This is a genomic window from Neobacillus sp. 114 (assembly GCF_030127045.1).
GTDB lineage: Bacteria > Bacillota > Bacilli > Bacillales > Cytobacillaceae > Neobacillus > Neobacillus rhizophilus.
In genome coordinates this window covers 4810586-4829990 of record NZ_CP126144.1, presented here as the reverse complement: position 1 = coordinate 4829990, position 19405 = coordinate 4810586, and the positions used below count along the sequence as shown (strand labels likewise).

Here is a 19405-nt window from a genome sequence, read left to right as displayed (position 1 = left end):
TATTGTCAAAAAAATGGATAGTGGGAGTTGACCTAGGGGGGACAACAACGAAAATAGCTTTTATCACGATGGATGGGGACATTATTCACAAATGGGAAATTCCAACCGATAATTCGGATGAGGGCCAGTATATTACGAGTAATATTGCCAAATCGATAGAAGAAAAATTGCTTGGGCTAAATCATCCGAAAGATATGCTGGCAGGGGTTGGAATGGGCGCTCCTGGCCCTGTCGACTATGATACAGGTGTGATCTTAAATACAGTTAACCTGGGCTGGAAGGATAATTTTCCGCTAAAGGATAGTCTGGAGAAAGCAACATCACTTCCTGCTGCTGTTGAAAATGACGCAAACTGCGCTGCCTTGGGAGAAATGTGGAAGGGTGCCGGCAGCGGTGCGAAGAATCTGGTTTGTGTCACACTGGGGACTGGAGTAGGCGGCGGTGTGATTTCAAACGGAAACATTGTTCAGGGAGTAAACGGGGCCGCCGGGGAAATTGGCCATATCACTGCCATTCCATTCGGAGGAGCACCTTGTAATTGCGGAAAAACGGGCTGCCTTGAGACTGTTGCTTCAGCAACGGGAATTGTGCGGCTAGCGCTTGAAGAAATTCAGAAGGATGGAGCTAAGGGCCCTTTAGCGGATGTTTATATGAAAAATGGGAAGATAACAGCAAAGGATGTTTTTGATACAGCAAGAACGGATGATAAACTGGCGCTTTCTATCCTTCAGGAGGTTTGTATCCATTTAGGGCTTGCTTTAGCCAATATTGCTAATCTGCTTAATCCGGAGAAAATAGTTTTGGGCGGTGGAGTATCCAAAGCAGGAGAGATTCTGTTAGAGCTTGTAATGGAGAATTTTAGGCGGTTTGCTTTTACACCTGTGAGAAACTCCACCAAACTGGCAATCGCGAATTTAGGAAATGACGCTGGAGTGCTTGGAGCAGCCTGGCTAATTAGAAATAAATTAGAAAATGAGAAGGATACTTTGAATATTTAAAAAAGCCGAATTTTCTGCGGCTTTTTTCCTATTTTTGTAATGAAATTAATATAATTGAAACAAAATAGGCTGCTTTTTCGTACTAAGTATAGAGAGGAAATTGGCGGGGAGGGAAAAAATGATTCAAATAAAGGAAAGCGCTCCAAGAGGTATAGCAATAACTGTGTTTTTAATCGTTTTAACCCTCCTGCTCGGTGCGTGTGCTGACCATAAGCAGATAAAGTCTAAAGGCTCTGCCGGCACAGAAAAGCCGAAGGCGCCGAATACAGAGAAAAGTGATGAGCAGGTAATCCCCATTTCCATTCCGGATGGTGAATTTTATAAAAGTTTTGGCTGGCTGACAGAGGAGGAAATAGTTTATATCACCAATGTCGGACAATCTTCTAATGTATATCGTTATCATCTCTTGACGGGGAAAAGCGAGTTAATCTACAAAAGTGAATTTCCGATTGTCACCGTCCAAATTAGTCCTTCCAAAAGCTTTATTTTAATTCATTCTTCGCCATCTTCCTACGAGGGTTTAGTAACAATAATCGATACGAAGGGAAATGAAAAACTTAAGCAGTCGTTTCCATCCTACGAGTTATCCTTTGAATGGAATCCATATGATGACTCAAAAGTGCTTGTATCAGCTTTCAGTGAAGATTGGGATTTTAACGTTTTCCTATTGGATTTCAAATTTGGTGAGAAAAAGGAATTGTCACTCCCACAACCATTTAATAAATGGATGAGCGCAAATGAACTTGCTTTTATAAATTGGGATCAAGAACATCCTTCTTTATTTGCCCCGCTGATTAAGAAGGGGTTAAATAATGGGGTGGAAAAAACGTTATTTCCGACTGTTTTACAATTTTCAACATTTAAAGATCTTCTACTCAAAATTGAGATAAATGACCACAGCCAATTAGCGCGTTATTCTTTCTTGGATAAAGATTTGCAGGAAATCTATTCTTTTTCAAACCCACTGCTGACGAAATATTCTGATTGGCTCGTCCCTTATTTTGATTATAACGAGAAGGAGAAGGAATTTATTACTTTAAACGCAGTAAAAGATGGAGAAGCTGATGTGTACACGGAAGGTTTTAATCTTGTTGCTTATGATTTGAAGAAAGACAGCAGCCAAATAATTTTAACCGGCCTTAAAAATGCTCCAATAATGATTTCGCCATCAGGAAAAACGATTTTATATGGAGAGCGGTTTGATAAAATCATTGATTTGGATACCAAGAAAATTTTCGACTTGGTCAAGGAATAATCATAAAAAAAGACTGCCAAGGGCAGTCTTTTTTAGTGGGTACCAGTTGGGTACCCTGAGTTGATAAGAGTCATAACGGTAAACCATCCAAATACTACGAAGGAAGCGATCCCCCAGAATGCACCCAATAGATTTTTTCTTTTAAGTGCACGAAACCCTCCAATTGCTGCCAGAATGGTTACTAACGCGAAAATGATGACCAATCCCATGAATAATCCCCCTTTTCAAAAAATAAGGTCGTTACAGCTGCATGATTAGAAAATTATGTAACAATATTATATACATTCGCCTCTTATTTTATATTTTTTTCTTTCATTTGTCGATAGTAAATGAAAGAACAGTTTTATATGCCTTAGCAATATTCTGAATCAGTTCTTTATTATGTGTCTCTAAAAAAAATAAAGCTGTCTCATTATGGATGGTTTCAAACACCAAATGCTCTTCTACCTGATATTTGGCCATCTGAATATCATTTGGGTTTCCTGCGGTAAATGAGAAATAAAGCAAATCTGCTTTAAACAAACAATAGCAATCGTCTAATAACTGAATGCCAAAATCCTCGAAATACGGTCCTAATATTCCGTTATTAGTGAGAATGACTTGATGCAGTTCCTCAAACAATTCTGCAGCCGTTAAAATTTCTTTTGCATAGTCCGCATCATCGGCATTGAGATAAATAAACATGTTATCTTTTTGGAAGGTTATGTTTGTCTCATTTAATAATAACTCTTTAATCTCAGGTAGAAATTCTATTTCTCCCTTAGCTTCAACCGCAATGGCCGGTTTCATTCTCATTCCCCCTTGTATTTCATTCATTTCTTTCTCCAAGACATGAATATAGTGTAAAATAATTCTAGTGCAAATCCAAATTGGAGGTAAAGTAATGAAGTGGCAGCAAATTCCCTTAGGGAGCATTCAAACAAATTGTTACATTGTTGAAAACAAAGATAAAACATGCTTAATTGTCGACCCTGGCGGTGATGGAAAAAAGCTGTTGAATCTTTTAAACACCAGAGGATTAAAACCACTGGCCGTGCTATTGACACATGCGCATTTTGACCATATTGGGGCAGTTGAGGACGTCCGAAACACTTATCAAATTCCGGTTTATATACATAAACAAGAAGAAAAGTGGTTAGGGGATCCAGCTCTAAATGGATCACAGTTTTTCCCGTTAATTGAACCTATTAAAGCCAATGCAGCTGATCATCTAATCAAGGATGAAGGGGAAATGAACATCGGTGAATTTACATTCAACGTTTATCATACTCCTGGGCACTCACCAGGAAGTGTGTCTTATTATTTTGCAAAGGAAGGGTTTGTGATTTCTGGTGATGCCTTATTTCAAGGCAGTATAGGACGTACGGACCTTCAAGGGGGTAATCATGCCCAGCTTTTAAAAAGTATCCATGATAAGTTGTTAACATTACCAGAAGAAACATATGTATTGTCAGGTCACGGACCAGTTACCACCATCGCAGACGAAATGGACAGCAACCCTTTTTTAAATGGATTTTAATAAGAAAACAGAGCGAGTCTGGAGCAAGACCTCGGGAATAAATAGAAAGACCCTATTCCATTTAGGAAAGGGTCTTTCGGGGGATGTTTCTATTCATATAATGGGAGGGGATATTGTTAAGCTACTAACTTTACAATATACCAAAGTTAGCACTGTGTCAATAGTGTTAACTTAAAAGGAGAAAAATATGATTTCGTACATAAAGAGCGTTATTCAACACTCACCCAACCAATTGATTACCTATGCAGATTATATAAGTGCTGCTCTTTACCATCCGGAATATGGATACTACATGCGAGATCAGAAGAAAATCGGACGGCAGGGTGATTTTATTACAACCAGCAATATTTCAGATATATATGGCAGGTTGGCGGCAAAATGGTTTTCTTATATTTGCGAAAAAACGGGACTTCCTAATGCCTTTTGCGAAATTGGCGCAGGAAACGGACGCTTTGCCCATGCATTTTTGCAGGAGTGGCAGGAATCCATAAAAAGACCTTTACACTATGTCATTGTCGAAACAAGCCCCTACCATCGGAGACTGCAACAAAATTTATTAAATCAATATCCTTCAGTTATTCAAGTAGAGGATATAACGGCTATAAAGGACTTCGAAGGAATGATTTTTTCAAATGAGCTATTCGATGCCCTCCCGGTTCATGTCATTGAAAAAATAAATGGTGAATTGCTTGAGGTTATGGTAGGCATTCAAAACGAAGGATTTGTTGAACAAAGGGTTCCATTGACCAATCCAGCTATTTTGCAGTTTTTGCAGGAAAGCGGGCTGGAATTAAAAGAGAGGCAACGGATTGAAGTGCCTTTAGCGATGAAGGTGATGTTAGGTTCCATTGCGACTGCCATCAAAAAAGGACTGATTGTAACGGCTGATTATGGTTATACCAATGAGGAATGGATGCATCCAGCAAGGTCGACCGGAAGCCTAAGAGGATTTTTTCAGCATCAAATGTATGATAATATCTTAGCAAATCCTGGAGCGATGGATATCACCACGCATATCCATTTCGACTACCTGATTGAAAAAGGGAGACAGTTAGCGTTAGAATTTGTCACCATGCTGCGTCAGGATGAGTTTCTGTTGAAGGCAGGAATCCTTCAGGAGCTTGAGAACCATTATGACCCTAATCCATTTTCTGAGGTCAGCAAAAGAAATCGGGCGATTCGCAGTTTAATTATGCCGGGCGGGATGAGTTCTTATTTTCATATTGTTATTCAGGAAAAAGGAATGGAAACGCAGGATATAAATTTATTTAAAAATCAAAAATAAAAACGCCGTAAACGGCGTTTTTATTTTTCTTAGTGTCCCCCACCAAGCGGCATCATGAACGTAGTCCAATATGTAAAGCCAGCAAAGAAAATAGTTAGATATGCTCCGAACACATACATATACATACGTTCAGACAATTTAAGATAACTAAGTAGAACGAAGAATCCTGTTTGGGCTAGGAAAAGCAATGCTGTTTTGTTTAAATCGCCAAGATATAACATCACAGTAAAAATGCCCGTCCAGAAACCACATACTCTGAACATGCGGTCCATATGTATCCCCTCCTTTTACCCTTTCGATACCATCATTACAATATTATAAGTAAAAGAAGGAATAATGTAAATAATGGTTTCAGAATTAGTTTGTTACAAATGCTTGATAAGAGCAAGTTTCACAGCCAGCAATCATATTTTCCTTTTCAATCAGGTCGACGGAATCAAACAGCGCTTCAAACATTCCCTTTAAAAATTCATGATGCATATTGCAGACAGTTTCGGTATGTTCTTCCGCTATTTCTTTGAATGGGCAATTGAAAATCGAGAAATAAATTTTCGTTTCATCCCCATTTGCTTCAAATTCCGGATAGAAGCCTGCTAGCGTGGCTGCATTTTTTAATATGCTTAGCTTTTCATCAAAATTTAATTCATCGCCAAGAGCTTTTTTTGCTTTTTCCTGCTCAATCACTTCAACCCCAAAACGCTTCCCTGTTAAATAAAGTGCATCCCTTCCAGTATCGCCAAGGGAAATCATCGTTTGAATGGCCACTTTTGATAAAAGCATATAATCTCGGAATGGGAAGTGGAGCTGGATCACATCATCTGACAAACGATATAATCTGCTTGGCCGTCCGCCTTTACCTGTTTTCTTTGTTTCCGAAACCAGCATGTTAACGTCTTCGAGCTTAGAAAGATGCAATCTTGCTACATTCGGGTGGATGTTGAAATTATCCGCGATCTCCTGAACGGTTACTTCCTTGTGGCGTTTCGTAATGTATTGATAAATGTAGTATCTAGTTGGATCTGACAACACGTTAGTAATTTTTAACGTTTGTTCCATCTCGTTTCACCTCGGACCCCCATGATTTATTCCATTATAATACAGCGATTATAAAGTGGGAATGAGGTTAACAAGGTAAACACTATATGTTTAGAAAATGTTCACAATTATTGACGATAAATTGTAACAAAATTAGAAATATACTCCTTTTCTTTACAAAAAAACTTTTTTAAAATAAAGAAGGAAGGGTAAAAAGATTGTCGAAATATCAGAAAAGAAATTTAAAGGCGGTGATTCCCATTGTTAGTTCAATTGAAATGTTAGCTGATAGAATTATTCGTGACGCTGCAAGAAACCAGGCAACTGACATTCACATAATTCCCAGGCAAAATGACACACTCGTTCAAATCCGGTTAACCAACAAACTCATTCCTCGATTATCCCTTCCAAAAGATGAATGCGACAAATTGATCTCCCATTTTAAATTTAAAGCAAATATGGATATCGGCGAAAGAAGACGTCCGCAAAGCGGTGCAATTTTTTGTGAGGTTAACGGACAATTAATGGGGCTGAGGCTATCTACCCTACCATCGAATACACGCGAAAGCCTTGTCATCAGGCTATTACCCCAGCAGGAGCAAATCCCTTTTCATCAACTTTCCTTATTCCCGGCAATGACCAGAAAACTTCTAGCTTTATTAAAACATGCACACGGTTTAATAATTTTTACTGGGCCGACTGGCTCAGGGAAAACGACTACATTATATTCTCTTTTAAATGAAACCGCCCACCTATTCCATCGCAATGTTATTACACTTGAAGACCCGATTGAAAAAAATTACGATTCCGTTCTGCAGGTACAAGTGAATGAAAAAGCTGGTGTCACTTATGCGGCCGGCCTCAAAGCAATCTTAAGGCACGACCCGGACATCATAATGGTCGGGGAAATAAGGGACGCAGAAACAGCTAGGATTGCTGTACGCGCAGCTTTAACAGGGCATTTAGTGCTTTCAACGATGCACACTAGAGATGCGAAGGGAGCGGTGTTCCGCCTGCACGAATTTGGGGTGAATTGGCTGGAGGTTGAACAGACCTTAATTGCGGTGACTGCCCAAAGACTTGTTGAATTAACCTGTCCATTTTGCGAGGGTGAATGCACTCCATTTTGTTATTCGTATGGAAGGTGGAAGAGGGCGAGTGTGTTTGAGCTTTTGGCCGGGAAAAATTTGAATAACGCCATGAAAGCTGCAAAGGGAGAGAAGGTTGAAACCCATTATCGGGCAATCCGGGATGTCATTAAAAAAGGGATTGCCTTAGGATTTATTCAGGAATCTGAATACGACAGGCTGGTTTATGATGAAGAATCATAAATGGTCTGTAACTGAGCAAGCCAACTTCTTAAAACAAATTGGCGAGCTGTTGGCACGGGGATATCCAATTGCCGAAGCAATTGATTCCATAGCATTGTACTTGCCTCAGAAAAGAAAGGAGGAGTTATATCAATCATTAACAGTTTTAAAAAACGGGCTGCCGTTTCATGAGGTCCTTGAAAGGCTTGGCTTTCACAAGGATTTAACCGGTTTTGTTTACTTTGCTGAGCAACACGGGAGTTTTGCAGAAGCGCTGCTTGAGGGCAGCCGTCTCGCATTGTTAAAGGAGAAGGATCTGCATAAGCTTTTAAAATTGCTTCAATATCCTGTACTGCTGCTTTTTATTACCGGGATTCTCTTCGTTTTCCTAGAGAATACATTGCTGCCAAGGTTTACAGAACTTTTCTCATCTCTTGGTTTGGAGGAAAATTTTTTTACTAAGGTCATCTATGCTTTTGATAAAATTTTCCCCATGGTCATTGGTGCTTTGCTTACATTCTTATTGGCAACAGCAATTTATTATTATTTTATCTTCCGAAACTATCCCATTTTAAAGCAGCGAATGATGCTCGTGCGTCTGCCCTTTATCGGCAGAATCCTCAAATTGCTGTTTACTCATTATTTCTCCATTCAATTAAGCTTCCTTTTATCTGGCGGAATTTCAGTTTCAGAGAGCTTGGGTCTCTTTGAGGAAAATAAAAGACAGCCTTTTTACAGTGAACTTGGTAAAGAAATTAAGGCCAAGCTTGTAACGGGCGAAAAATTGGAAACCATATTGGCTTCGATGACTTTTTTTGACAAGGGTTTTCCGATGATTATTAAACACGGCCAGGAAAATGGCAAATTGGAACAGGAATTGCTCTTTTTTAGCAAGCATTGTGTGATGAACCTGGAAGTACTAATTGAAAAAAGCCTAAGGACGATTCAGCCCATTCTTTATCTGTTTATCGGTTTATTAGTTGTTTCCATGTATTTAGCGATCCTTTTACCCATGTTTCATATGCTTGATGGAATTTAATTTTAAAAATGGAGGTTTAGGAAAATGAAAAATATTAAAAGAAATAAACAGGCTGGTTTTACACTGATAGAAATGATGATTGTTATGCTCGTGATTTCTGTAATTTTAATTATTACAATTCCAAACGTCGCTAGACATAACGCAAATATAAAGACTAAGGGCTGTGAAGGCTTTCAGAAAATGGTCGAGGCTCAGGTACAGGCCTATGAAATGGAAAAAAATGAACCAGCGACAATTGAAAAACTAAAAAGTGCGGGATATTTAAAAGATGCCAAAGGATGCCCGGGGAAAGAAGTTGTGATTGAGGCTGATGGCACTGTTACATTGAAAGAAACCGAAACAAAAACGGCCGCAGACACCTCTACAAATTAATGAAATACAATCAACAGGGATTCACCTTAGCCGAGTCTCTAGTGGTCCTGTCCATCTTCATGATTTTGTCCTCGGTAACCGTTTTTTCGGTAAAGCCACAGCATACGCTGGTCGAGGATGAAGCCTTATTAACCCAATTAAAAGCGGATTTATTTTATGCCCAGTCCTATGCGATGTCCCATCAGCAGGAAGTGTCGGTCGTCATTTTACCTAACGAATCAAAATACTCGCTTGTTTTGCGCTCTGACCAGCCGCATCTGCTCGACAGAAGCTACTCCTCAAGTTTTCATATCATCGAAGGTTCGATGCCCTTATATTTCAAATTTCAGCCTGATGGAAATGTAAATAAATTTGGTTCTTTCTTCATAGAAACTGAGAAGAAGACTTATCGAATGACCATTTTAATTGGAAAAGGCCGGTTTTATGTTACAGAGCAATAAAGGGTTCTTTTTATTAGAATTGCTGCTGTCCTTATCAGCAATGTTTTTGATTTGTTTGGTTTTCATTCCGTTGGTCACGGATTTAAGAAAGCAATCCGTAAATTTGGAGATTGAGAAAAAGATGAGGCAGATCATGTATGAGGAACTGGAGGCAAAATTAATAGATAATCGGACATTTGCCAATTATACATTGGTACAAAATGAGATTGGTTATCAAATTATTTGGAAGGACTCCTTCGGGCAAAAGGAGGTTTGCGTTAAAGTTGAAAAAACGTCCTTACATTTGGAAAATGAAATCTGTGGCAGTCTCGAATGAAAAAGGTTTTACGCTCATTGAGGTAATGTTTTCGTTGGTGATTCTTTCAATTATTGTTTTTTATATGACACCTCTCTTTCAACTTATTCTTGACAATAAGGAGAATCAATCCATCCTTCAGGCAATGGAATGGGAGGTTTTCTGCAGCCAAATAAAAAAAGAAATCCGCTGGTCGACCAAGGCTGAGGTAGTTTCCAATCGGCTGATCTTAACAAAAGACGGAGAAACCATTTATTATGAAATTTACGGCAACAATTTAAGAAGACGGGTTAACTCGACGGGGCATGAAATCATCCTGCAGAATGTTTCTTGGCATTCGTTTGCTTTGGTGAATAATGCGGTAAAGGTAACGGTAAAGGATTTGAAAGGAATAGAGTATTCTGTTACCGCCTATTCTTTAATTGATTGGAATAAGAGCACATGAAAAATAGCCAAAAAGGCTTCACTTATCCCCTTACATTATGTTTGTTGATCATTTTTCTGCTGTTTTTTTCAATCGAGGTGGAGAAGCTCCTGTCGGAGAGAAAGCTAGCGCACGAATCAGCCGTTATTTTGCAGGAAGAGTATTATTTCTTGTCATCCGTAAAGAAATTCGAAAATCAGGCCCAGGTGTCAGGAACAATCCCATCTAAAGGAAAGTTTGGATTTCAGAAGGGGAATATGGATTTTCTCGCCGATCCCCCGTCAGGATATGTCCAAAGAGTTTCCTTTACACTCCGGCTTCATTCAGGTGAATTGGTAAACGGGAAAGGATATTTTGACACGAGGTCAAAAAAGCTAATTAAATGGATTACTTATTGATTCGAAAGGATAAACCTTGGACATACTTGTAATGTAAGTTAAAGGCAGGTGTGTACATGAAAACGAATGATTATGTAAAATATATGACGCAAACAATTGTCAAATATGCGGACCAGCCAAAGGACGAACGAAAACGTCAGCGCCTCGAGCGAAAACAGACCAAAGCATCCTTCTGGTATCGCTGGTTTGGCATACTTCCCTATATTGTGTATTCAGAGGTTAAGAGACGGAAAATGAAAGACAGTGGACTTTAAAAAGAAAACCCCCAAGTATAATTTCACGACTTGGGGTTTTCTTTTTAAATTGCTTTTTCTGTTAAGTAAAACAGCCCGCCATTGATAAAGGAAATATGAATTCGCGGCTCATATTGATCCTTGAGTGCCTGTTTTTCTGTCTCATAGCTTTCGTTTTCATCTTCGATGTCCTCATAAAAATGATTCAGCAGTTCTAAATCCTTCTCCCAGCGTATCTTTGCTTCATCGGCCCAGGTATGGTCATCATTTTCAATGACTGATTTTAAATAATTTTCAATTCGAATCATTCCGCTTTTTGGTTTAACCAGTGGTGATAATGTAAACGAGTAATCAGGGATTTTCGGCGTTAACGAAATTTTAAGCAGGTAATTATGAAAATCCTCCACCATTTTCCCGTTAATAAGCTGAAGGCCGATTGACTTAAAAATATCGCGTTTACGGTCACATTGATAGGAGATTTTAACATTCATGCATAGCCATGGCAGCAAGGGAGTCTGGACGGCGGAGTTGCCGTGATTTTCATAAAGCCTTATATATCTGGCTAAATTTTTTGTAGACTCAAAAACTTGATGCAGGCGGGGCGAACCAAAATGGATGGTTTCCCCTCTGAGATTTTCAGGTGCTGCTTTTTGGTTGGTGATGAGGGTCAATCTCATTGGATTCGGTATTCCGCCAGTTTTCTCTAAATAATGCCAGTAAAAGGGCCGATTCATTAGTTCCTTATCCATTTCAATTGTTAGTTGGACATCTAAGTATCCAGGGTGATTGGTGACAATGGGACATTCATTTGCCATAAAATAATTTAAAAGAAACTTATGAATTTCCTGCTGCTGCATGTGATTCTCCTTTTTTCATATTTTGTGCAAATTCAATCATTGATGATAAATTCTCCATTTTAATCCGCATTTCCCCTTCAGAGCAGGAGTCGCCAAAGATATCCATTATATGATCTTCAATATTTCCGAATTCTAGTTTTGTTAGAATATCATCAAGTTCTCCGATGACTTTTTCAAATAAATCAATCTTTTCGTATAAAAGTTTTAAAATATGCTCTTCCACCGTATTTTTGATGGCAAAATTATAAATCATGACATCCTTTTCCTGACCGAGGCGGTGAATCCTTCCGATGCGTTGCTCCAGTCTCATCGGGTTCCACGGCAGATCAAAATTGATAATGTGGTTGCAAAATTGCAGGTTAATCCCTTCCCCGCCCGCTTCAGTAGCAATCAACACCTGGGCATGCTTTTGGAACAACTCGCGCATCCAGTCCTTTTTCCCGCGTTTAAAACCGCCTCGGAAAGGAACGGAGGAAATTCCGTGCTGCTTTAAGTACCACTGTAAATATAATTGGGTAGCCCGGTATTCCGTGAAAATAATCACTTTATCATTTATTTTCTGAATTAATTCAAGGGCTTTTACTGCCTTGGAATTTTGCTCGACAGTCTCCACTTTTTTAATTAAAAAGTTGATTTGTTCTTGATAGGCCTGCGTGGGGTTTTCCTTTTTAAGAAGCATGTTTTTTAAGGTATAGAAAACGGCCTCTCGGCTTGAGCATGCTTCACGCTGCAAAGTCATCACAGAAAAACTGCTCGTTTGAACCCAGTCTCCCTCATTTTTAAGCTCTAAGATGGAGTCATACAGGTCGCGTTCCGATTTTGTAAATTCAATCGGTATCGTCTCCACATGCCGTTTCGTCCATTCGATTCCTGTATCGGCACGACGGTTGCGGATCATGACTTTATTGACTAGCTCTTTTAGATGCTGGTCATCATTTAAGGAACGGGAATCTCGTTTATATTTTTCGTAAAAGACAGTTTCATTCCCTAAGTGACCAGGCTTTAATAGGGATACGAGGTTAAAAATCTCCTCAATCCTATTTTGAATAGGTGTTGCCGTCAGCAATAAACAAAACTTCTTTTTTAAGTTTTGAACAAATTCGTAGTTTTTTGTTTTATTATTTTTTAATTTATGGGCTTCATCGATAATGATGAGGTCATAGTCTTGCTTGTAAATAATCTCCCGATGCGGATTTCGTTTCGCCGTATCGATGGAGGAAACAACGACATCACATTGTTCCCAAACATAGCTTTTTCTTTGAGTGACAGCCGGTATATAAAATTTGCTATTTAATTCCTGTGCCCACTGGGTGACTAAGGAGGCGGGAACAAGAATTAACACTTTTTTCACTAATCCGCGAATCATGTATTCTTTTAAAATTAACCCAGCTTCGATAGTCTTTCCGAGACCCACTTCATCCGCAAGGATGGCCTTTCCGTTCATGTTTTCAACCACCTGCTTGGCCGTTTCAAGCTGATGGGGGAGAGGCGTCAAATTTGGCAGATGCTTTGGAGCCTGCAGACCTTCGAATTCCGGGACCACCAAATGATTTTCAATATCGATGGCCAATTTAAAAAGCTCCCAATTTCCCCAGGGTCCATCATGATCAATTTTATGTAAAAAATCATCCTGCCAGGAGGAATCAAATTCAATTTCGACATTCATCCTTTTCAGCTCCTTTTTAAGATAAATTATTATTGCCCGATATGTTGTTTTAATGGTAGGATGATAATAGCTTTGAAAGTTTTAAATATTTAAATAAGGTAATCTATTTTTTAAGTATAATTAGTATGACCAAATTGGAAAATAATATTATAAGTGCGAATGAAAACAAGGGGAGAGACTACTTTTTGTAGCGCCGAAGGAGCAAGCAGCTTATGTGAATCTCTCAGGCAAAAGAACTCTTGTTGGACGCAGCTCTGGAGAGTGCTGGATGATACCAGCCACCAAAGGGGACAGCCGATTTAGGTAAACTTTCAGGTGCAAGGACAGAGACCTTCTTTACTGTTAAAGGGAGGTTTCTGTCCTTTTTTGCACCTTTTTGTTGTATTTAGGAAAACGACAAGGAGTTTTCCTATTTTTGTTAATTGGCAATAATTCATTTTTACAAATAATGAACATGTAGTAAATGAAGGGGGATTTATGATGACGGAATTAAAACGCACTCCGCTGTTTGAAGTTTACAAGGAATACGGGGGAAAAACCATCGATTTTGGCGGCTGGGAGTTGCCTGTCCAGTTTTCAAGCATCAAGGATGAGCATGAAGCTGTCCGCACGAAAGCCGGTTTATTCGATGTGTCCCATATGGGCGAAGTTGAGGTAAAGGGCCCAGACAGCCTCAATTATTTACAAAAATTGATGACAAATGACATTTCAAAAGTGAAAGACGGCGGGGCGCAATATACCGCGATGTGCTATGAAAACGGCGGAACTATTGACGACCTGCTTGTTTACAAGGTTGAAGACAATCATTATTTGCTAGTTGTCAACGCATCGAATATTGAAAAGGACTACAACTGGCTGGAGAAGCACCTTGAAGGAAATGTAACAATCGAAAACCTGTCTGAAACAATGGCACAGCTTGCGCTTCAAGGCCCTCTTGCAGAAAAGGTATTACAGAAGCTAGCTCCACAGACGGATTTAAGCCAAATCGGCTTTTTTAAATTCCAGCAGGAAGTTGTTTTAAATGGGAAAAAAGCACTTGTATCTAGAACTGGTTATACAGGGGAAGACGGCTTTGAAGTATATTGTGATGCTGGTGATGTCGTCGAAATCTGGACAGCCATTCTGGAAGCCGGAAAAGACGAGGGAGTTATTCCTTGCGGCCTAGGTGCGCGCGACACACTTCGTTTTGAAGCAAACTTAGCGCTTTACGGCCAGGAATTATCACCGGAAATTTCCCCGCTTGAGGCAGGAATTGGCTTTGCGGTGAAATTGAATAAAGAGGCTGATTTTATTGGAAAAGAAGCTCTATTGAAACAAAAGGAAGCGGGTTTGTCCCGGAAGCTTGTTGGGATCGAGATGGTTGACCGGGGAATTCCGCGCCACGGCTATCCAGTTTACAAAGGGGAAGCGCTAATTGGTGAAGTTACCACCGGTACACAGTCCCCAACCTTAAAGAAAAACATCGGTCTTGCCCTCATTTCTTCCGAACATGCAGGACTTGATACCGAAGTGGAAGTTGAAATTCGCGGCAAACGTTTAAAAGCGAAAGTGGTTCCTACACCTTTTTATAAAAGAGAAAAGAAATAGCAGAAGGGAGCAAGGTTTATGAAACATCGCTATTTACCCATGACTGAACAAGATAAGCAGGCAATGCTGGAGACAATTGGAGTTTCCACTGTCGATGAACTATTCAGTGATATTCCTGAAAAGGTCCGATTTAAAGGTGAATACAATATTAAACCGGCAAAATCTGAAACAGCTTTGATGAAGGAACTTTTTCAGTTAGCAAGCCGGAATGCTGATTTAAAATCGAATGTGTCTTTCTTAGGTGCCGGAGTTTATGACCACTATATGCCGGTTATCGTTGACCATGTCATCTCAAGATCGGAGTTCTACACAGCCTATACACCTTACCAACCGGAGATCTCCCAAGGGGAACTGCAGGCGATTTTTGAATTCCAAACAATGATTTGTGAATTAACAGGAATGGATGTGGCCAACTCCTCGATGTATGACGGTGGTACTGCACTTGCTGAAGCAGCAATGCTAAGTGCTGGTCACACTAAACGGAAAACCATCCTGGTTTCCAGTGCTGTTCACCCTGAATCCCGTGAGGTTCTGGAAACTTACGCAAAGGGTCAATACCTTGATGTGATTGAGGTTCCTGTGAAGGATGGAATTACTGATATTGAAGCCCTAAAAGGATTGGTAAATGCTGACGTAGCCGCAGTTGTCGTTCAATATCCAAACTTTTTAGGCCGAATTGAACCTTTAAAAGAGCTTGAAGAGATTATTCACGAAAATAAAGCAATGTTTGTTGTTTCAAGCAATCCATTATCACTTGGAATTTTGACACCTCCAGGAAAATTTGGTGCAGATATTGTTGTCGGCGATGCCCAGCCGTTTGGAATCCCGACTGCCTTTGGAGGTCCGCACTGTGGCTATTTTGCGGTTACGACCAAGCTAATGCGTAAAGTTCCCGGACGTCTTGTCGGCCAGACAACAGATGACCAAGGCCGCCGCGGTTTTGTTTTAACACTGCAGGCACGTGAGCAGCATATCCGCCGTGATAAGGCGACTTCTAATATTTGCTCAAACCAAGCATTGAATGCCCTTGCTGCATCTGTTGCGATGACTGCCCTTGGAAAAAAAGGTGTCCGCGAAATAGCAGCAGCCAATTTACAAAAGGCTAATTATGCAAAAATTGCCTTTAAAGTAGCAGGGTTTGAAGTGGTTAATGATGGTCACTCCTTTAACGAGTTTGTTGTCAATTTAAATAAACCGGTAAAAGAGGTTAATCAGCAGCTGCTCCAAAAAGGAATCATAGGCGGTTATGATTTGGGCCGTGACTATCCTGTGCTTGCGGGCCATATGCTCATTTGCGTGACAGAGCAAAGAACGAAGGAAGAGATCGATACATTAGTGAAAGAATTGGGGGATTTGCATGCATAATCAAGACCAGAAGCTGATTTTTGAAGTTAGTACACCAGGCCGGGTCGGATACAGCCTTCCGGAAATGGATGTTCCTGAAGCAGATGTTGCTGCGCTCCTTCCAGAAGGATATTTAAGGGAAGAGGAGCCGCTGCTCCCTGAGGTTTCTGAACTGGATATCATGCGCCATTATACGTCCCTCTCCAGACGGAATCACGGTGTAGACTCCGGTTTTTATCCATTAGGTTCTTGTACGATGAAATACAATCCTAAGATTAATGAGAATGTAGCCCGCTACAACGGGTTTGCGCATATTCACCCGCTCCAGGATGAAAGTTCCGTTCAAGGTGCGCTTGAGCTTTTATATGACCTTCAGCAGCATTTAAAAGAAATTACCGGAATGGATGAAGTGACCTTACAGCCGGCAGCAGGTGCCCACGGAGAATGGACCGGATTGATGATGATTCGCGCATACCATGAAGCAAATGGCGACCTAAAACGGACTAAGGTTATCGTACCTGATTCCGCTCATGGTACAAACCCAGCTTCTGCTACAGTAGCAGGTCTTGAGACGGTTACAGTAAAGTCGAATGAAGATGGTCTTGTAGACTTAGAAGACTTAAGAAGAGTGGTGGGGGAGGATACAGCAGCATTAATGCTGACTAACCCAAATACGCTTGGCCTTTTTGAAGAAAACATTGTCGAAATTGCTGAAATCGTCCATGAAGCTGGCGGTAAGGTTTATTACGACGGGGCAAACCTAAACGCAGTTCTATCAAAAGCCCGCCCGGGTGATATGGGCTTTGACGTAGTCCACTTGAATCTTCATAAAACGTTTACTGGCCCGCACGGAGGCGGCGGTCCAGGTTCCGGTCCTGTCGGTGTGAAGGCAGATTTAATTCCGTTCCTGCCAAGACCGGTTATTGCCAAACGAGGCGACGAGTATGTCCTGGATTATGATCGTCCGCAATCAATTGGCCGCGTTAAGCCATACTACGGAAACTTTGGCATTAACGTCCGCGCATATACCTATATTCGGTCTATGGGACCAGACGGCTTAAAAGCAGTGACTGAATATGCTGTTTTAAATGCTAACTATATGATGAGAAGATTGGCGGAGTATTATGATCTGCCGTTTGACAGACATTGTAAGCATGAGTTTGTATTAAGCGGAAGGCGCCAGAAGAAATTGGGCGTCCGTACATTGGATATTGCGAAGCGACTGCTTGATTTCGGCTTCCATCCGCCAACCATTTACTTCCCATTAAATGTGGAAGAATGTATCATGATTGAGCCGACAGAAACAGAATCTAAGGAAACGTTAGATTCCTTTATCGACATCATGATCCAAATCGCCAAGGAAGCGGAGGAAAATCCGGAAATAGTCCAGGAGGCTCCGCACACAACCGTGGTAGGCCGCTTAGATGAAACTACAGCTGCGCGTAAGCCAGTTTTACGATATCAGAATGCATAAAAAGATAAACAGGCTCTGGATTGCTCCAGAGCTTGTTTTTGTTAGGGCTTTTTATTAAAGTTGCCAATAGATTGGGGAGATTCGCCAATAGACGTGGAGAATTCGCCAATAGACTTGTCAAATACGCCAATAGAACGTATTGGTGGCCCATTTTTTAATAAAAATCAATATAAAAGGCCCCAGAAAAGTTCTGGAGCCCATTAATTACGATTATTTTTTGGCTTTCACTTTACCAGACCACTTTTTGAACCCGCCTTGAAGTTGGGTTAGATCCTTGTAGCCTTTTTTGTGTAAAAATTGAGCTGCACGAGCACTGCGCATGCCACTTTGGCAATATAAATAAACAGGCATGTCCGGTCTAATTTCTTTCATGCGCATTCTAATTTGTGACATTGGAATATTTCGTGCTCCTAAAATATGTCCGCCTTCAAATTCATTTGGTTCACGAACATCAATCAGCTGTGCCTTTCTGTATCCTGTACGGAATTCCTCTTCTGTTACTGTTTTTACAATCCTTTTTTGATAAAAAAAAGTAAAAACAGAGTAGATGATAACCGCTACGACAATGATTAATAAAACATAAAGTGAATTCAACTTCTATTTGCCCCCTTCAAGCTTGTTGCACTAGTATTTATTATATAAGTCATTTTCTTAAAGATAAAGAAGAATGGACAAAAATCTTCTTAAAAAATTATACCAAAAACATCTCATTTTGAAATTCCCCCTCATTTTGATAGACTAAGAAAGGAAATTATAAATAAACGAGGTTTTTCTATGGAAAAAGAAATATGGTGGTTTATCGATTCTGGCAATAGTTCTCCTGCTTTTAATATGGCATTGGATGAAGCTTTGTTAGATTGGCACAGCGAGGGGAAGATTCCACCGGTGATCCGATTTTACGGCTGGAACCCGCCGACGCTGTCCGTTGGGTACTTTCAAAAGGTTGAAAAAGAAATTGATATGGAAGCAGTAAAAACACACGGGCTTGGATTTGTAAGAAGACCAACTGGAGGCAGAGGGGTTCTCCATGAGCATGAACTGACATACAGCGTCATTGTTTCAGAGGAGCACCCAGCAATGCCAAAAACAGTTACTGAGGCTTATCGTGTTATTTCTGAAGGGATTTTAAAAGGATTTCATCAACTGGGACTAGAAGCATATTTTGCTGTTCCGAAAACAGTTGAGGAACGGGATGCCTTAAAAAATCCTAGGTCCGCGGTTTGCTTTGATGCCCCCAGCTGGTATGAGTTGGTGGTGGAAGGGCGCAAGGTCGCAGGAAGTGCGCAAACACGGCAGAAGGGTGTCATTCTCCAGCATGGATCGATCCTTTTGGACCTGGATGAAGACAAGCTTTTTAGCTTATTCAAATACCCGAATGACCGGGTGAAGGAGCGGATGAAAAAAGCTTTCAAGGATAAGGCTGTTGCCATTAATGCGATCAGTCCGCGAAGGATTGCTCTCGATGAGGCTAAGGAAGCTTTTTATAAAGGATTTGCAGAAGGTTTAAATATTGAGCTTGAATCCTATCAGTTGACAGATGAAGAGCTTGCCTATGTTAATAAGCTCGCCAAAGAACGGTATGAAAATGATGAGTGGAATTTTAAGAGATGACTTGCTAAAGCGGCTTTGCCGCTTTTTTCCTATTTCATTGGAGGCAACCGGCGAAAATTGTTAAAATTTCTCGTTTTATAGCGAAAATTGCACTATATCTTTTATTTTCTCGAGAATCTATTTATTTTAAAGTTTGACAAAATAATTGTTTTTTGCATGACATACAATATATAGGGGTGTCGAAAATATTTTCGGTACTATATATTGATTTTTCCTGTTTTAATATGGTAACTTAAATTTATTAAAACAACTAGATAAGCAAA

Annotated in this window: 23 protein-coding genes and 2 riboswitches; of the genes, 16 read left to right on the top strand and 7 right to left on the bottom strand. The window is 40.2% G+C overall.

What is annotated here, in order from left to right:
- The first annotated feature begins 2 nt into the window (after nucleotides 1-2).
- Nucleotides 3-998 (top strand): ROK family glucokinase, encoded by a 996-nt coding sequence (locus QNN06_RS23675; protein WP_284036035.1) that lies wholly within the window; start codon nucleotides 3-5, stop codon nucleotides 996-998.
- 118 nt (nucleotides 999-1116) lie between these two features.
- The gene (locus QNN06_RS23670) at nucleotides 1117-2253 is read left to right on the top strand and encodes a YqgU-like beta propeller domain-containing protein (RefSeq protein ID WP_284036034.1); all 1137 of its coding nucleotides are present in this window, start codon (nucleotides 1117-1119) and stop codon (nucleotides 2251-2253) included.
- A gap of 32 nt (nucleotides 2254-2285) precedes the next feature.
- Here the strand turns inward: QNN06_RS23670 and QNN06_RS23665 are convergent, their stop codons facing one another.
- Together QNN06_RS23665 and QNN06_RS23660 are read right to left on the bottom strand one after the other, a co-directional pair.
- On the bottom strand, nucleotides 2286-2462 hold the full coding sequence (locus QNN06_RS23665; protein ID WP_213120180.1) for a DUF2759 domain-containing protein: 177 nt from the start codon (nucleotides 2460-2462) through the stop codon (nucleotides 2286-2288).
- Nucleotides 2463-2565: 103 nt separating this feature from the next.
- Nucleotides 2566-3042 carry a hypothetical protein gene (locus QNN06_RS23660; RefSeq protein WP_213120181.1) on the bottom strand — a complete coding sequence of 159 codons (477 nt, stop codon included), beginning with the start codon at nucleotides 3040-3042 and terminating at the stop codon, nucleotides 2566-2568.
- Nucleotides 3043-3136: 94 nt separating this feature from the next.
- On the opposite strand from QNN06_RS23660, the gene QNN06_RS23655 reads away from it, so the two are divergent.
- On the top strand, nucleotides 3137-3772 hold the full coding sequence (locus QNN06_RS23655; RefSeq protein ID WP_284036033.1) for an MBL fold metallo-hydrolase: 636 nt from the start codon (nucleotides 3137-3139) through the stop codon (nucleotides 3770-3772).
- A gap of 187 nt (nucleotides 3773-3959) precedes the next feature.
- Nucleotides 3960-5057, top strand: coding sequence for a class I SAM-dependent methyltransferase (locus QNN06_RS23650; RefSeq protein WP_284036032.1), 1098 nt, complete (start codon nucleotides 3960-3962; stop codon nucleotides 5055-5057).
- Between the two features lie 29 nt (nucleotides 5058-5086).
- On the opposite strand, the gene QNN06_RS23645 is transcribed toward QNN06_RS23650, so the two are convergent.
- Together QNN06_RS23645 and QNN06_RS23640 are read right to left on the bottom strand one after the other, a co-directional pair.
- Nucleotides 5087-5329: a DUF2626 domain-containing protein gene (locus QNN06_RS23645; protein ID WP_213120184.1), complete on the bottom strand. Its 243-nt coding sequence runs from the start codon at nucleotides 5327-5329 to the stop codon at nucleotides 5087-5089.
- Between the two features lie 85 nt (nucleotides 5330-5414).
- Nucleotides 5415-6113, bottom strand: coding sequence for a helix-turn-helix transcriptional regulator (locus QNN06_RS23640; RefSeq protein ID WP_217033686.1), 699 nt, complete (start codon nucleotides 6111-6113; stop codon nucleotides 5415-5417).
- Between the two features lie 257 nt (nucleotides 6114-6370).
- Between QNN06_RS23640 and comGA the strand changes: the two genes are divergently transcribed.
- Genes comGA through QNN06_RS23600 form a run of 8 tightly spaced genes read left to right on the top strand, consistent with a single transcriptional unit; the run spans nucleotide 6371 to nucleotide 10624 of the window.
- A complete protein-coding gene (comGA, locus tag QNN06_RS23635; RefSeq protein WP_217033922.1) occupies nucleotides 6371-7423 on the top strand; it encodes a competence type IV pilus ATPase ComGA in 1053 nt (350 codons plus the stop codon).
- Entirely contained in the window at nucleotides 7407-8441 is a 1035-nt protein-coding gene (gene comGB / locus QNN06_RS23630) for a competence type IV pilus assembly protein ComGB (protein WP_349654921.1), read from the top strand. Before comGA ends, comGB begins: the two co-directional genes overlap by 17 nt.
- A gap of 24 nt (nucleotides 8442-8465) precedes the next feature.
- Nucleotides 8466-8813, top strand: a complete 348-nt coding sequence (gene comGC / locus QNN06_RS23625) for a competence type IV pilus major pilin ComGC (RefSeq protein ID WP_213120187.1) — start codon at nucleotides 8466-8468, stop codon at nucleotides 8811-8813.
- Complete coding sequence (gene comGD / locus QNN06_RS23620; RefSeq protein ID WP_213120188.1) at nucleotides 8813-9253, top strand: competence type IV pilus minor pilin ComGD; 441 nt, start codon at nucleotides 8813-8815, stop codon at nucleotides 9251-9253. The genes comGC and comGD overlap by 1 nt, the downstream gene beginning before the upstream one ends.
- On the top strand, nucleotides 9237-9569 hold the full coding sequence (comGE, locus tag QNN06_RS23615) for a competence type IV pilus minor pilin ComGE (RefSeq protein ID WP_213120189.1): 333 nt from the start codon (nucleotides 9237-9239) through the stop codon (nucleotides 9567-9569). Before comGD ends, comGE begins: the two co-directional genes overlap by 17 nt.
- Nucleotides 9517-9993 (top strand): competence type IV pilus minor pilin ComGF, encoded by a 477-nt coding sequence (comGF, locus tag QNN06_RS23610; RefSeq protein ID WP_284036030.1) that lies wholly within the window; start codon nucleotides 9517-9519, stop codon nucleotides 9991-9993. Before comGE ends, comGF begins: the two co-directional genes overlap by 53 nt.
- A complete protein-coding gene (gene comGG / locus QNN06_RS23605; protein ID WP_284036029.1) occupies nucleotides 9990-10370 on the top strand; it encodes a competence type IV pilus minor pilin ComGG in 381 nt (126 codons plus the stop codon). Before comGF ends, comGG begins: the two co-directional genes overlap by 4 nt.
- A gap of 56 nt (nucleotides 10371-10426) precedes the next feature.
- Nucleotides 10427-10624, top strand: a complete 198-nt coding sequence (locus tag QNN06_RS23600) for a YqzE family protein (RefSeq protein ID WP_213120191.1) — start codon at nucleotides 10427-10429, stop codon at nucleotides 10622-10624.
- Nucleotides 10625-10668: 44 nt separating this feature from the next.
- Here QNN06_RS23600 and QNN06_RS23595 read toward each other — a convergent pair whose 3' ends face one another.
- Both QNN06_RS23595 and QNN06_RS23590 read right to left on the bottom strand, forming a co-directional pair.
- Complete coding sequence (locus QNN06_RS23595; protein ID WP_213120192.1) at nucleotides 10669-11460, bottom strand: YqhG family protein; 792 nt, start codon at nucleotides 11458-11460, stop codon at nucleotides 10669-10671.
- A complete protein-coding gene (locus QNN06_RS23590) occupies nucleotides 11438-13126 on the bottom strand; it encodes a DEAD/DEAH box helicase (RefSeq protein ID WP_213120193.1) in 1689 nt (562 codons plus the stop codon). Before QNN06_RS23590 ends, QNN06_RS23595 begins: the two co-directional genes overlap by 23 nt.
- 159 nt (nucleotides 13127-13285) lie before the next feature.
- Nucleotides 13286-13375: riboswitch (glycine riboswitch) on the top strand.
- Nucleotides 13376-13378: 3 nt separating this feature from the next.
- Nucleotides 13379-13455, top strand: a riboswitch (glycine riboswitch).
- A 151-nt stretch (nucleotides 13456-13606) separates the two neighbouring features.
- On the opposite strand from QNN06_RS23590, the gene gcvT reads away from it, so the two are divergent.
- Genes gcvT through gcvPB form a run of 3 tightly spaced genes read left to right on the top strand, consistent with a single transcriptional unit; the run spans nucleotide 13607 to nucleotide 17531 of the window.
- A complete protein-coding gene (gene gcvT, locus QNN06_RS23585) occupies nucleotides 13607-14713 on the top strand; it encodes a glycine cleavage system aminomethyltransferase GcvT (RefSeq protein ID WP_213120194.1) in 1107 nt (368 codons plus the stop codon).
- Between the two features lie 18 nt (nucleotides 14714-14731).
- Nucleotides 14732-16078 (top strand): aminomethyl-transferring glycine dehydrogenase subunit GcvPA, encoded by a 1347-nt coding sequence (gene gcvPA, locus QNN06_RS23580; protein ID WP_213120195.1) that lies wholly within the window; start codon nucleotides 14732-14734, stop codon nucleotides 16076-16078.
- A complete protein-coding gene (gene gcvPB / locus QNN06_RS23575; protein WP_213120196.1) occupies nucleotides 16071-17531 on the top strand; it encodes an aminomethyl-transferring glycine dehydrogenase subunit GcvPB in 1461 nt (486 codons plus the stop codon). Before gcvPA ends, gcvPB begins: the two co-directional genes overlap by 8 nt.
- Before the next feature lie 210 nt (nucleotides 17532-17741).
- Here the strand turns inward: gcvPB and QNN06_RS23570 are convergent, their stop codons facing one another.
- Entirely contained in the window at nucleotides 17742-18125 is a 384-nt protein-coding gene (locus QNN06_RS23570) for a rhodanese-like domain-containing protein (RefSeq protein WP_213120197.1), read from the bottom strand.
- Between the two features lie 180 nt (nucleotides 18126-18305).
- On the opposite strand from QNN06_RS23570, the gene QNN06_RS23565 reads away from it, so the two are divergent.
- Nucleotides 18306-19142, top strand: a complete 837-nt coding sequence (locus tag QNN06_RS23565) for a lipoate--protein ligase family protein (protein ID WP_213120198.1) — start codon at nucleotides 18306-18308, stop codon at nucleotides 19140-19142.
- The last annotated feature ends 263 nt before the right edge of the window (nucleotides 19143-19405 follow it).